Origin of the sequence: Bacillus sp. HY001 (genome assembly GCF_007558965.1) — a bacterium.
Taxonomy (GTDB): domain Bacteria; phylum Bacillota; class Bacilli; order Bacillales; family Bacillaceae_G; genus Bacillus_A; species Bacillus_A mobilis.
This window is the reverse complement of the sequence record NZ_VLTE01000001.1, coordinates 61,845-76,023: the sequence shown is the minus strand read 5'-3', so window position 1 is coordinate 76,023 and position 14,179 is coordinate 61,845. Positions and strand designations below refer to the sequence as shown.

Annotated in this window: 11 protein-coding genes; 7 read left to right on the top strand and 4 right to left on the bottom strand. The window is 35.6% G+C overall.

The annotated features are described in order from the left end of the window. The first annotated feature begins 20 nt into the window (after positions 1 to 20). The 3 genes from FOT98_RS00350 (at position 21) to FOT98_RS00340 (ending at position 1,977) form a co-directional block, all read left to right on the top strand. The gene (locus FOT98_RS00350; RefSeq protein ID WP_063261425.1) at positions 21 to 350 is read left to right on the top strand and encodes a hypothetical protein; all 330 of its coding nucleotides are present in this window, start codon (positions 21 to 23) and stop codon (positions 348 to 350) included. A 56-nt stretch (positions 351 to 406) separates the two neighbouring features. Beyond that, positions 407 to 1,363 (top strand): DUF3994 domain-containing protein, encoded by a 957-nt coding sequence (locus FOT98_RS00345; protein WP_063261424.1) that lies wholly within the window; start codon positions 407 to 409, stop codon positions 1,361 to 1,363. Positions 1,364 to 1,518: 155 nt separating this feature from the next. Beyond that, positions 1,519 to 1,977: a hypothetical protein gene (locus FOT98_RS00340; protein ID WP_063261423.1), complete on the top strand. Its 459-nt coding sequence runs from the start codon at positions 1,519 to 1,521 to the stop codon at positions 1,975 to 1,977. Between the two features lie 76 nt (positions 1,978 to 2,053). Here the strand turns inward: FOT98_RS00340 and FOT98_RS00335 are convergent, their stop codons facing one another. After that, entirely contained in the window at positions 2,054 to 2,497 is a 444-nt protein-coding gene (locus FOT98_RS00335) for a DUF7832 domain-containing protein (RefSeq protein WP_063261422.1), read from the bottom strand. 617 nt (positions 2,498 to 3,114) lie between these two features. Between FOT98_RS00335 and FOT98_RS00330 the strand changes: the two genes are divergently transcribed. The 3 genes from FOT98_RS00330 (at position 3,115) to FOT98_RS00320 (ending at position 8,394) form a co-directional block, all read left to right on the top strand. Next, positions 3,115 to 4,896: an S-layer homology domain-containing protein gene (locus FOT98_RS00330; RefSeq protein WP_063261421.1), complete on the top strand. Its 1,782-nt coding sequence runs from the start codon at positions 3,115 to 3,117 to the stop codon at positions 4,894 to 4,896. A gap of 288 nt (positions 4,897 to 5,184) precedes the next feature. Then, complete coding sequence (locus FOT98_RS00325; RefSeq protein ID WP_063261420.1) at positions 5,185 to 5,931, top strand: DnaD domain-containing protein; 747 nt, start codon at positions 5,185 to 5,187, stop codon at positions 5,929 to 5,931. Between the two features lie 72 nt (positions 5,932 to 6,003). Continuing rightward, positions 6,004 to 8,394, top strand: coding sequence for a penicillin acylase family protein (locus FOT98_RS00320; protein WP_063261419.1), 2,391 nt, complete (start codon positions 6,004 to 6,006; stop codon positions 8,392 to 8,394). Between the two features lie 259 nt (positions 8,395 to 8,653). Here FOT98_RS00320 and FOT98_RS00315 read toward each other — a convergent pair whose 3' ends face one another. The 3 genes from FOT98_RS00315 to FOT98_RS00305 form a co-directional block, all read right to left on the bottom strand. Next, on the bottom strand, positions 8,654 to 10,441 hold the full coding sequence (locus FOT98_RS00315) for a helix-turn-helix transcriptional regulator (protein ID WP_063261418.1): 1,788 nt from the start codon (positions 10,439 to 10,441) through the stop codon (positions 8,654 to 8,656). A gap of 114 nt (positions 10,442 to 10,555) precedes the next feature. Beyond that, a complete protein-coding gene (locus tag FOT98_RS00310) occupies positions 10,556 to 11,134 on the bottom strand; it encodes a sensor domain-containing protein (protein WP_063261417.1) in 579 nt (192 codons plus the stop codon). Positions 11,135 to 11,336: 202 nt separating this feature from the next. Continuing rightward, complete coding sequence (locus FOT98_RS00305; RefSeq protein ID WP_063261416.1) at positions 11,337 to 12,662, bottom strand: erythromycin esterase family protein; 1,326 nt, start codon at positions 12,660 to 12,662, stop codon at positions 11,337 to 11,339. Between the two features lie 341 nt (positions 12,663 to 13,003). On the opposite strand from FOT98_RS00305, the gene FOT98_RS00300 reads away from it, so the two are divergent. Next, positions 13,004 to 13,885 (top strand): CPBP family intramembrane glutamic endopeptidase, encoded by an 882-nt coding sequence (locus FOT98_RS00300; protein WP_063261415.1) that lies wholly within the window; start codon positions 13,004 to 13,006, stop codon positions 13,883 to 13,885. The last annotated feature ends 294 nt before the right edge of the window (positions 13,886 to 14,179 follow it).

Sequence of the window (14,179 nt, the reverse complement as noted above, 5' to 3'; positions counted from 1 at the left end):
CGCTTTAGGAGGAGAAATAGATGATTATTTGGTCTGGTTGGGGTTTTTTAGTCGCAATTATTGTAATTATTAATACTCTTTTGGGTAAGGTTATCTTTGGATCTATAACGGGGGACGCTACATATTTTCAAGACCATAGTTGGCCAATGGCGGTAATGTTAATTATATCAGGGGTTATGTCTTGGTATTTAGGAAAATATATTAATAAGCCAAATGGAAAAGTTTATATAGATGCTGAAACTGGTGAAAAAGTTATGTTTAACAAAAAGCATTCACTATTTTTTATAAAAATAGAATATTGGGGACCGATTCTAGGAGTTATTGCGATTGTAACTTTAATTACAAGATAAAAAAAGAGGCTGGGTATAGTAAGAATAATCGATTGAAGTAAAAGGGGAAATTAGTCATGAATGTAAAGAAACTACTAGGGGTAGCAGTTCCGGTCATGTTGTTATTTGGTTGTGGAGTGTCTGAGAAAACGACCACTTCTAAACAGGAGAAAACAGAAGAGTCTAAAGTAAAAGAATCGAAGTCTAATAGTAAGAAAGAAAAAGTTTCAAAGGAAGACTATCCTAATAAAGTGTATAAATTAGGGGTAGAGTTTGATAAGTTGTTTACGGAGCATAACAACATTACGAGAGAGGTTTTTGACGGTAAGAAAAAGAAATCAGATATAGTAGATAGTGTGAAAGAATTAAATAAAGTGTTAGATAAATTTGAGTCGATAGATCCGCCTGCAGAGTATGTAAATCAACAAAAGGATTTTGGAAAAGCAATTGGTTATTTTAGAGAGTCTTTTTCTTTAATAAATGAAGTATTCACCCGAAAAGAAAAAAGAGAAAAAGGTGATAAAACTGATAAAGAGTTAATGGAGAAATCCGAAAAGTTAGTGAAAGAAGGAGATATTTACTGGCTTAAGGCATTCAAAGATCTTGAAGGAGATATTAAAATCGGTGACGGTACAGTATCTGTGAAAGATTTGAAAGAGTTAGATAAGAAAGCTGGAATTAATACGGATAACGTTATGAAGAATGTGAAAGATGGTACGGAATTAATCGGTAATTGGGGATTCAAAGAAACAGACGGTTTCATTATGTCACTCATTCTAAAAGGTGATAAGACATTTGAAACGTATGGTAAAGGTGAGTATCCAAATAAAAAGAATTATATTGAAGGCACTTGGGAATATGATAAGGAAGCTTTTACAATCTATTTACATCTCAATAAACGTTTAGTAGACGGTGTAGAAGATACAATTCAAAAAAAGAAAATAGCATATAAAGTTCAAGATTATGATGGGGAAAACTTACGATTATTTAATGAGGCTTCATTCAATACAATTAAATATGTGAAGCAAAGGTAAAGTTATGTAGGACTAGGTTTAAATGGCCTGGTCCTTAATTAAAATGTGGGAATGCAACTAATATTTTATCGTTGGCTTTGCCTATTTTATATCATGTTATTATTTAATAAATTGATAAATGGAATTTAAATGTAAGTATGAGGAGTTGTTTATAAATGATAAAGAAATTTACTAGAGTAGTACTAACTACGGTGATGCCAATTAGTCTTATCATCGGTTGTGGGAACGCTGAAAAAACTAAAGCGCAAGAGACGAAGGCGGCACAATCGGAGAAAAAGGATTATAAGGATTACTCATATGGTAGCAAAGGTATAGTAGTAAGCAGCAAAGTGAAAGAACGTCAACAATACGAGGTTGGATTTATAGATGGCAACAAGTTAATAGGTATTGATGAAAATATTGAGGACTGTATAATTTTAGATAATAAAGATGAAGCAAGTCTCGTTTGGAAACAAGTAGAGCGGGGAGCTATTATTGAAGTGCAATTTGGTAAGGACCGCAATGATATCGTAGGCGTACAATTAGTAAGAGACCGTGAGCCATACGAAATTAGTGATAAGTTTGATCGAAATACGATAAACGAAATTGTTGAAAACGTTAAAGGGAATTTGTAATAGAAGCTAAAATAAAAAATATTTTACTATTAAAAAAGTCGATTCCTTATTAAAATAAGAAACCGACTTGTTATAATTATTTATTTTGTAAGTTGTCTTTCCAAAAATTATAGCTATTATCAATAACTTCTTTTAATTTGAAATAGTTTTCCCAAGTATCTTTCACGTGGTAGAGAGTTTCTTCGTCTATAAAAACGTCTGAGTAATCACTTATATATTTCCATTCCTCATCATTATTAAAGTAATACATCGCGAATTGGTTTCCCTCTTCATTTAACATGTCGTCTGCCAAAACACCATCCCAGTTCATATAAATTTCTGTGCCAGTTATTTGTCTAAGTTTAAACTGTTTAATTTCGTCTTGAGACTCTTCTTCAAATTCTTCACTACATAAATGATGTTCAATTATCCATCCTAAAAACATACCAGTATGTACAAAAGCTTGATCAATTGGTAAGTCCTCAGGAAAATCACCTTCATAATGGTACTTCGCTTTATCGTAAACAAACGTGTGTAACAATTCGTTCATCCCCTTTAACGTATGATCTAATAAACTCGTACTGTTTGTTTTAATCTTTTAACTATGTTTTCAAGCCATTCTAGCAGTGTTATTTCTAGCTCTTCAAAATATATTCCATTTGCTGAATATCATATGTACTCTCGTTTTTCTTCATCATTTTTTGTCTTCTTTATTATGAGCAATCTTTTCCAAATAAAACTCCCTTCAATGTAAAAGGTTACATCTATAGTATCGTAAGAATATAAAAATGTTAATATTTTTAACGAGAAAAAGTAAAAAGAAACAGGATTTATTTAATAGATACTTGATCGTTATGAAAATTATAAAAATCATTCTTGTTGAAAAAAATGAGTAAAAGGTATCCTAATCTGTTTTTTGAAAAGTAGTAGGGTTTAAGTGCTTTTGACGGCAATTGCAATTGGTTATAAAATAATGTCTGTTAAGGGATTTTATTGAAACTATCATTCGCCTGCTGGGGATAAAATGAAAGTATTTATAAAAGGGTGAATGTAAAAAGGGTTTGTTAAAAGTACATAGTAGATTCATAGTCTATTACTAATGAGAATATAAAGGGAGGTTGAGATACTACACGAACAGTGTAGGTATCGATTACAGCAATGAATACAATCATAAAAAAAAGAGTAATTGCACTATCAACAAGTTTAGTAATGTTAGGGAGCGCCCCTTTAGCAATATCAGCAGAAGAGAATAAAAATCTTCAAACGGATCAACTTCGTATTGCACAAGGGGAAGTTGGAACGAGCGGATTAAGTTATTCGAATTTTAATCTAGAAACTCCAGATCACATGCAAATTAACGCAGCGGAAGTATCAGAGAATGAGAAAATTCTTTTAGAAGAATATAAACATAAACATGATGAAACAGAAGAGTTACATAAAATGAAAGAAGCGAAAACAGGTCAAGTAGCGGAAGATGAAGCGGTTTCAAATATTGAAAAGGCATTTGAACATGTAGACGGTCGAAATGATGGTTCCACTCGCGAAATGAAGCCAGTTGAAAAGCCAAGAGCTATTCAGTATAGTGCATCGACGACTACAAAGAAATATGGGACACTTGCAGGCACTCCATTTGTAGAGTGGATTGTTCCAGCAGGAAATTCTGATATTCGCCCGGCTAATCCGATGAAAGCACGTTATATTACAATTCATGAGACTGCAAATACAGCTCGTGGTGCGAATGCTGAAAATCATGCGAAGTATTTGTATAAACAAGCAACGGAAGGTACGTTCCGAACAGCTTCATGGCATTTTACTGTAGACGATAAACAAATCTATCAGCACTTACCAACAAATGAAAACGGTTGGCATGCAGGAGATGGTGATGGCTCAGGAAACAGAGAGTCTATCGGTATTGAAATTTCAGTTAACCAAGATGGAGATTACAATAAAGCGTTAGAGAATGCGAAGCGACTTGCAGGTTACTTAATGAATAAAGAAGGAATTAGCGCGGACCACATTTATAGGCATCAACAATGGAGCGGAAAAAACTGTCCTGATATTTTAATTTCTCGTGGAAATTGGAATGGGTTCGTACAAGGTATTCAATGGTATGCAAATATTAATGCACAAATTGACGCGCCTTTACAAGAAAGAAACGAGCGATTTGATTCAAATGAATTTAATCCAGCGGAGCCTAGTATGGAGCTAGTCGTTAATGGTGACGGTATAAATGTACGTAGCGGTGCAGGACTTGAACATCAAACCGTTCGTAAGGCTTCAAAAGGTGACCGTTACAAAGTGTTAGCAGTTAAAAACGGCTGGTATAAAGTAGGCAATAATGAGTGGATCTTCTATAATCCAAGTTGGATTAAGATAAACTATAATGTACCAAAAGAAGAAGTACAAAAACCAAAAGATGATATTACAGGTGGATGGTTTGAAGGACATATTCGTAAACTATACAGTCTAGGTATTATGAGCGGGGAAGGAAATGGTGTATTTGCGCCTTATCGTAATGTAACGAGAGCTGAGTTTGCGACATTAATCTCAAATGCTCTTCAATTACCAGAAGGAAATAAAACATTTGTAGATATTAACAAAGCGCATCCGTCACTTCATAATGGTATAAAGCGTAGTGCAAGTGCAGGAATTATTAGCGGTCGTGGTGGAGGCATTTTTGACCCGAATGCACCAATCACTCGTGAAGAAGCATCAGTTATGATTGACAAGGCATTACAGTATAAAGGTGTTACAGGTAATGTAGTCGCATTACCATTTAGTGATCAACATTCGATCGCATACAAACAGCCTGTTCAGCGATTATACAGCTTACAGGTAGTTACTGGTGTTGGAGATAACAAGTTTAATCCTAAAGGTACAACAACTCGTGGTGAAGCAGCAGCCTTTTTAGTGAAGATGTTAGATGCAAGTCAAAAATAGAAAGAATGGTAAAGGAGCTATCCAACATGAAAATTTGGAACAGCTCCTTTTTTTTAGCCCCTATGAAGCCCCTTCCAAGCCCCTTATAAGCACCTACCAAGTAATAAATCACTAAGAAAAAACAAAACAAAAACAACTACAAGAACAAAAAAGCACGAAAAAATAAAACCGTCGTTGTAGTAGTTAAAAAAATTTGAAATTCAAACGCAAAAACCAAGCCCTCCTTCCTATATGTATATGGAAGGATTGAAATCTGCCTTTTGATGAATAAAAGGAGGAGGTAAACATATGGCGGTGTACCGTAATGTGCAAGTGAACTTTTGGCAAGATGAATTCATATTAGATTTAACGCCAGAGGAGCGTTATTTTTATATATATTTGTTAACTGGTACAAAAACGAAGCAATGTGGAATTTACGTATTACCAAAGCGTGTTGCTGAACTGGAAACAGGCTACAGTATGGAAACTGTTGAGAAGTTGTTAAGTAGATTTGTGGAATACGGGAAGATTTTATATGATGCGGAAACGAAAGAGGTATACATACTAAATTGGATACACTATAACCCTATTGTAAATACGAATGTAGAAAAGTGTGTGTTACGTGAATTAAAGACTGTGAAAAATAAAGAGTTCGTACATATGTTTTTACGTACATGTCTGGAAGAAGAATGGAAGATTCCATTGTTATTAGAGTATTTTGGTATGCCGGCAGAAGAGGATAATAGTAGTTTAGAAGTAGTTGCTGAGGAGGAAGTTATAGAAGAGGATACTTCGCATAGTGAAGTGTATAAGTTTTACGAACAACATATAAGTAGTCTATCTCCCTATATCGTGAAGGAATTGAAAGAGTGGATACAAAAAGTTTCAGGAGAGAGAGTATTAGAGGCTCTGAAGATTGCGTTTGAACAGAATAAGCGAACACTTGCTTATGTGAAGGGAATTTTGAGGAATTGGTGTAAAAAAGGTAGAGTAGATTTCTTTGAAGGAAAGAAAGGCATACATAAGGGAGATGTATGTAGTTTGTATGATCCATAGTCTGGGTTTTTTAACTTTTCTAAAAGGTTCTTCCTTAAATAGGAGCGAATAGTTTGAGAAAGGAGGGGTTATATGGAAGTCGTCATAAAGAAGAAACGAACTAGAGGGAAGAGAATTTTCATTTGGTCTAGTAGTATCGTTCTTTTGTTCGTTATTTGTACAGTGATTTTTTTGAACATATATACACTTAGTTCTGTGCCAAAGATAGATGGAACGATAAAGCTAGAGGACATACAACATGCTGTTACTGTAAAGCGAGATAGTAAAGGGGTACCGCATATTAAAGCGGAAAATGCACATGATTTATATTTTTCGCAAGGGTATGTACAAGCGCAAGATCGCTTGTTTCAAATGGACTTAAGTAGAAGGCAAGCTTCTGGGATGTTAAGTGAAGTTGTAGGGGAAGCAGCTGTTGATCGAGATAAGTTGTTTCGAACGCTCGGTTTACGGCGAGCAGCCGAAGCGTCTGTTAGTCAATATGACGGAGAAGCGAAGTATGCCCTGCAGTCATTTGCTGATGGGGTGAACGCTTTTATACGCGAGGCAAAAGAGGAAAAGAAATTGCCAGTTGAGTTTACTATATTAGGTTATGAACCTGCTGAATGGTCTATTGTTGATACGTTAACGATTGGAAAGTATATGGCGTTTGATTTAGGTGGACATTGGCACGGACAGGCGTTTCGATATTGGGCGCTGAAAAATTTACCGAAAGAGCAAGCAAATGAGCTATTTCCTACATATCCGAAAGATGCGCCTAGATTGCTAGCGGAACTGAAGAATACAAATGTGGACGTAGCACAAAGTTTTGCAAAAACAATCATTCCACCTGAGTTTAACGGTAGTAATAACTGGGTCATAAGCGGTGAGAAGAGTGCATCTGGTAAGCCGATTTTAGCAGATGATCCTCATTTATCTCTTGCGACGCCTTCTATTTGGTATCAATCGCAACTCGAAATGAAAGATTTACATGTGAGTGGCGTTATTTTCGCAGGCGTACCAGGTGTTATATTAGGTCACAATGACAAAATAGCATGGGGCGTTACGAATACTGGTCCTGATGTGCAAGATTTATATATTGAGAAGAGAAATCCTAATAATGAAAATGAATTTTTGTATAACGATAAGTGGGAAAAAGCTACAGTTGTTGATGAATCTATTAAAGTAAAAGGCGGGAAAACAATTCCGTATAAAGTGACGGTTACGAGGCATGGTCCAGTCATTTCAGAGTTTGCGGATAAAGGGAAAGAGAAAACGAAAACGGTATTCGCTTTGAAATGGACTGCTTTGGAGCCTTCCGCTGAGTTAAAGGCTGTATTAAATATGAATAAGGCGAAAGATTGGAATGAGTTTGAAACGGCACTTCAAGATTTTCATACACCAACTCAAAACTTTGTATTTGCATCAAACGATGGCACAATTGCTTATAAAGCGAATGGAAATATACCAGTGCGTAAAAAAGGTGATGGTAGTTTACCAGTGCCAGGATGGACAGATGAATATGAATGGGAAGGGTATATCCCATATGATCAACTTCCAAAAGTAATAAATCCAAAACAAGGGTTTATTTCAACTGCGAATAATAAAATTGTGGATGATCATTATCCGTACCATATTAGTAATACGTGGGCGCAGCCGTATAGACAAATGCGTATTCAAGAGTTTTTACAAGAGAAGGAAAAATATACGGTTAAAGATTTAGAAGAGTTACAGATGGATCAAAAAAATTTATACGGGAAAGAGTTTACTCCTATATTGTTAAAGGAGTTAAATAAAGTATCTTTAAATGAAGTAGAGAAAGAAGGCGTAAAACAATTAACAAAATGGAATTTTTACGATAGTAAAGATGAAGCGGCACCATTACTTTTCCATTTATTAATGAAAGAGATTTCGAATACGTTATTTTCAAAAGAAATACCGAAAGATGTGATGGAGTTATTTGAAGGGAAGTCACAAGTAGTTGATGAATTGATTCGAAAAGAAGTAGCAGGAGAAAATAGCGCTTGGTTTTCGAAGTATGGAGGTTTCACGAAAGTTGTGCATACATCGTATGAAAATGTAATGAAGAAATTGCAGAAGGAATATGGACCGAATGTTGCGGAGTGGAAGTGGGGCGATTACCATCAACTTGCTTTTACACATCCAATTTCAAAATCATCTAGTATGTTAGCACTACTCGCATTTAATCGCGAAAAACCAGTTCCAATCGGTGGAAGCCAAGTTACAGTCCAAGCAGCGAGTTACGGAGATAACGGTATTGTCAATCACGGAGCTTCATGGCGATTTGTGATTGATACGAAAGATATGTCAAATGGTTATCATATCGTAGGGCCAGGACAATCGGGACATTTTAGAAGTGATTGGTACCATGATCAAATCGATGATTGGGTAAATGGAACGTATCATACGACTACGTTGAATACGGATGGGATAGAGGGGAAAGTGTTAACTTTAGAGCCGAAGTGATAATATCTCCACTGATGGAAATTGTTAAATTAGAACATAACCAAGTTCTTAAGTAATATTAAAAGCCTACTATCAGTTAAATTGATAGTAGGCTTTTGTATTTTAGAGGATAAGATTCAATGATTTTATTATGACAAAACAGTAAATGTTTTAACATTTACTTATACGATAACGGGCCTTATTTACTCTGTTACAAAAGAAACCACACAAAGCGTTCTGTTTCTTTGTTACTCATTTTTATATACCGCAAAACATGTTGTTATTCAATAATTCCAACTTCTAGAGCCTTTTGAACAGCTTCTTCTTTGTTACGGACTCCTAACTTTGTATAAGCTGTGGAAGCATAATTTCTGACTGTGCCACTCGATAAATATAATCTTGATGCTATGGTAGTGTAACGAAGTCCTTTTGCTACTAGCTGCAATATTTCTATTTCCCTAGCTGTTAGCTCATAAGCGGTTGCTTTTGATTGTGGTGTCTCTTTTTGCTCATCAAACTTCTCAAATATTTTGTGAGACATTCCCTGATCGATTAGTGTCCCACCTTTGTGAATAAGTCGGATCGTATTAGCTAGCTCTAACGTTTCAATAGATTTGAGTAAAAAACCATCCGCACCGTTGCGAAGTGATTCCAACGCCTGTTCGGTATCCTGAAACGTTGTGAAAATCAATACGCGGATATGTGGCCATTGTTGTTTGATCCTTTTGGTTGCTTCGATTCCATCCATGTGCTGCATATCTAAATCCATAAGTATAACATGGGGTTGAAGGCGCCCACACAAATCGATGGCTTGATTGCCATCCTCAGCCAAACCGACTACATGTAAATCTTCATATCTATCGAGTAGTGTCCTTAAACTTTCCCGAACAAATGGTTGATCGTCTACAATTAATAAACGAATAAGTCCATCTTTTATTTCAGTTTGTCGCGGTATGGTGCATGTAACAAGCATTCCTTCCTCTGGCTTTGTATATACAGACAAATGACCTTGCAAATTCATTGCCCGTTCTTTCATCGCATTCATACCGAAGCCTTCCTGCCATTCTACATTTCCTTTTCCATTATCTTGAACTTCTAACCTCGTATATTGTTCGTCAAACTGCAATGAAACTATAATTTCAGTCCCCTGACCATGACGTACTGCGTTCGTAAGGGACTCTTGTAAGCAACGAATGAATGCGATCTTTGCTTGCCGAGATAGTTGATATTCCTCTCCGAATGTCCTAAAACTTACATTTACCTGAGCGTGCTCCTGAAATTCGGCTCCAAGATTTTGTAGAGATTGAATCAAGGAAGGCGATTGACACGGAGAATCCATTTGATGTAGGTAACCTCTCACGTCCTCGATGCTTTTCCGTCCCATTTCAAGCAGAGAATCTAGCCTCTGTATACCCATCTCAGTAGCAAGTTCGGTACGCAACGTTTCCATCCCCATAATAATAGAAGTATAAGCGTGACCAACTGTATCATGAAGCTCACTCGACAGTCTGTTCCGTTCTTCTGCCAGTGTAATGCGTTCAATCTGAGACATATATTGCTCAAGTACCGCGTTTTGCTTACGAATCGCTTCATTTTGCTTATGATTGACGATTAATAAATGGAAAGCGAAGCCCATTACATAAGCAAGTCCATAATAGGTAACCATAATCCAATAGCTATTACTTGGCGCAACCGCATAGAAAATTCCAGTTGTTATAAAGACTGTTGTTGGAGCTGTCCAATAATAGGACAAATGCTGACTATTCGCAGCAATCAGAAAAGCCGATATAAGAAATGTAACGTTAGCTCCCGGAAATAAAGAAGTTAAATATATACACAGTCCACCATATAGCAGTATTTCTGTGAACAAATAATATTTATAATTGAATAGTAAGGCTACCCATGGAACAGAGAAGGCAATAATTTCCCAAAGAATAATAATCCAAAGTGGCAATGTTAAACTATCCTGAAAATCTAATGTGGTTATGGCGATAGAGACACTAACAAGTATACGGACTCCTAACATAATCCAATCGTACCAAACCCAATACTTAACCATATCTAACAAGTTATTTACCCCCTAAATAGCCTACCTTTTTACTTCCTATATTATAAATTAATCCTTCATACATTGTTAAACTTTTTAATTTTACACTGCAATTCTCTTACAGAAGGCAAACTTCTATCGATTTAGTTGCCGAATCATGCTACGTGTATAGCCCCCAATTTTCTTTGTCCAACCATCTACTATTCTAATACTTATGGCGGTAAATGCTATACCCATAAACATTACAATGAGTGACTTAGTAAAGGTATCTATCTGTATGAATATAATGTTCATTTCGATGTATTGATACAGTAGTGGTGCCAACAGCAACATAAGTGGCATTACATAAAAAATGATTGCGCTAATGAGACTGAACATACCAATTACTAATTTCTGCATTAACCAAAAGACAGCAGACCAATTGCGACGATCAGTAAGCACTAATTTTACCTGAGCCCAGTTCGATGTATCTATTGTTATACTTCTATCATAAGAGTCTGTTGAAATATCTGTATAAATTTTCGTCTGTATGCGCTCGAATTGGATAAAAGGTGTCGTAGTCTGTAGTACGCGTATAACTAGTGGAATCCCAATTACCGTAAATGAAAGGGTGAAGCTGAATAGCAGAGCTATTAGATAAAAACAAAAATAAAACAATCCTGTAACGAAAGTTAGCAATAAAAAATAACCATTCTGGATGAATCTTGATTTCATAAAGTTCTCGCTCCTATCTATGTAATAACCGAATTGTACTGCTTTTTTTGTCATTCTCACTAGTGTAAAAGTGTCATATGACATTTTTAAATGATGCTAAAAAGGGGAGAGTAACCTACTTCTGGTTAAAAAAGATGCTTATATGAATCACCATAAAACAATCCCGTTCTTGCATCTGCAAGAACGGGATTGTTTTGTGCTTTTATTTAATATGAGATGGACTTGTTTTTCGAATATGAAACATAATATCAAATTGCTCAAGCAATGACGTATCAAAGTATGCCAATTGGTTCGGTAAGAGTCGTGCCCCTATACTTAGTAATGGTCTTTTTGCTTTAACCCATTTTTCTGCCGGTCCTTTAAGGTGACGGTTATCCAATAAAAACATTTTATATGGTACTTTTCCAAGGGTATAATTGAAACTATTTACATCTTGTGGAATCGGATTTGTTATAATCTTATCTCCGGTGTCGTTGTATAAGGTGAAATTCCCCTCCGTAGTTGTACTGCCAATTGTGACATAATTATTGTCTAAACGTTCCTTCAAATTCTGCCCCGCAACATAAGGGTATAATTCCTCATCAAAAATTCCTTTAGCGATATGAATATTGTGTCCCCATACCATCGTTTTACCACCCAATGTCTCTTGTGCCCACATTACATGATCGGCCAAATATTGCTCATGTAGCTTTAACATACTTGGATAGTCGTTAGGAATTAGCATTGTGGTAAATTTCTCTATTGCACTTGCCGTTGCTTTCGCCCAGATGTACTCGGATGAAACTATTTCTGTATTGGCTTGCCCATTCTCATCTTTTAGTAATTGAGCTACTCTCTCAGCGTTTGCTTTGAACTTTTCCTTTATTTCAGGAGCAAGGTCCATATATTCCTTTACACTGCCATTAAAAGCCGACAATTCTTTATAATTTTCTTCTACTTCTGTCAGCAAATCTGGTCGATGCAGCCTTACATAATCAATTACTTTATTAAAGCAGCTTTGGTCCATCTCCTTTAAGTCAAGCCCAATAAATTGGATCTTTTTTTTATTGGATGGATCAGCATTATAATCTTTCATCCACTCAATCATGGCTATAATCTCATCAGTAGGATATAAAAAGTTTAAAAATTCCCTAGGGTTTCCTTTTCCTGTTTGGATATATTCATTTAGTTTTAAGCCGTTTCCCCAATCTTCTTCCATTGTGAAATTTGTAAAACCCATCTCAGTAACCAAATATTTCACAAGGCGAAACTTCATAGTGAAAATTTCAGAGCTTCCATGAGTATTCTCGCCTAATCCTACATATTGTGCGCTCCCAATCATTTTCTTAAGTGGTTTTAAATCCTCAAATGATTTTGACGGCTCTATCGTTTTTAATGGGTAAGCCTGTGATTGTATGGATTTAACTATAGTTTTTTGGATTGATTGACCTGAATTTTCGACTGCTACTGTTTGAGCCTTTCCTACTTCTACACATCCTGTGACTAATAAAGCTGTACTAACCATTGCAATTATGCTTTTCTTATTCATTTTTTCCACCTCAATTGAATTATTTGTAAAAGCAAGATTGATTCATGTACTTGCGCAAATCAATTGCCTTAATTCAATTGTTATCTATCCCATATCATATTTTCTAGTTACATATTGTCATAAGGTTAATTGACACAGGTCATATGCTAATCATTACACTTTTGTACTATCGGCTATGACAACTTATAAATAATAATTACATGGATGAGTCGTAAGTAAGACTAGACTATAAATGGGGGAGGGAGTTTAAAGATGAATGAATCTGTATACAAAAATGTTTTATTCTAAGTTGTGTCTGTAGAAATGACAAGAAGTAAATGAAAGGGGAAGGGCGGATTACAATGATATTACACGCAAAATCGTTCCATAATAAAGATAAAATCCAACGTGCTAAAATAGGACTTCAACTCTTTCTGAGTATCTTAATCATTACTTCTATTATTTTAAATGTAGGAGTAATAATTACGGAAAGTAGGGCGCTTATTGTGGTATATATGTTTACCCCAGCATTATCTTCTATTTTGACTCGCATAATACTGAAAGAAGGGTTTAAAGATGTATCTTTTAGTCTCGGTAACTTAAAGATATGGAAGGGAATCGGTTTTGCTCTGCTAATCCCTATGATTATTTGTGGAATTACTTATTCTATCGCCTGGTTGAGTGGAATTGCAGGGTTTCAGTATCCCGAAGGTGGTATGATGTTAGAACCGATCTACAATATGCTTGGGCTTCAGTATGTAACGGCACCATTCAGCTTCATTTATCTAGTAGTATTGAGCGGCATTTTCGGAAGTTTGCTTAACTTAATCCCAGTTTTGGGAGAAGAAATGGGTTGGCGAGGTTATATGCTCACAAGGCTAGTCGATGCAGAGTTTTCACGGCCCATCCTTATTAGTGGATTGATTTGGGCAACGTGGCATGTTCCAATAGTTATTGCTGGTCTATATGTAGCGGGACCATCTGTCGTTCTTTCAGTACTTGGTATCTATCTTTGTATTGTACCATTTGGTTATATTATAGCTTATTTACGACTTATCACAGGTAGCATTTGGCCTTCGGTTATCATCCATGCTACTTGGAATGCCATTATTCAAGGACCTTTCGCACGTGCAAGTACAGGGTATCAAACTGAGATTTGGATTGGAGAATCTGGCTTGATAACCGCTATTATTATATTAATTACTGCAATAATTACGTCTCGAATAGTAAATTCCACGAAATAGCATATGGATGTGTTGTAAATTCAATTAGTGAAATATGACGAGGCGAAATAAGATGCTCCTAAAAATATTAGAAAAATATAGTTAACTCATGCATTCATAATTAGGCAGATGTTATATGTGAATACGATTGAGGTGCAATTATGAATATCCAAAGAAATGAAAGAACTACGAATGAAGTAAATGTAAAAGTAATACAAACAAAAAGCGAATATAGATAAAATTTTTTGATACATTTATGAGTATAAAAATTTATTTATACGAAAAATATAATTTAGTTAGGCCGTTAGAAGGAAG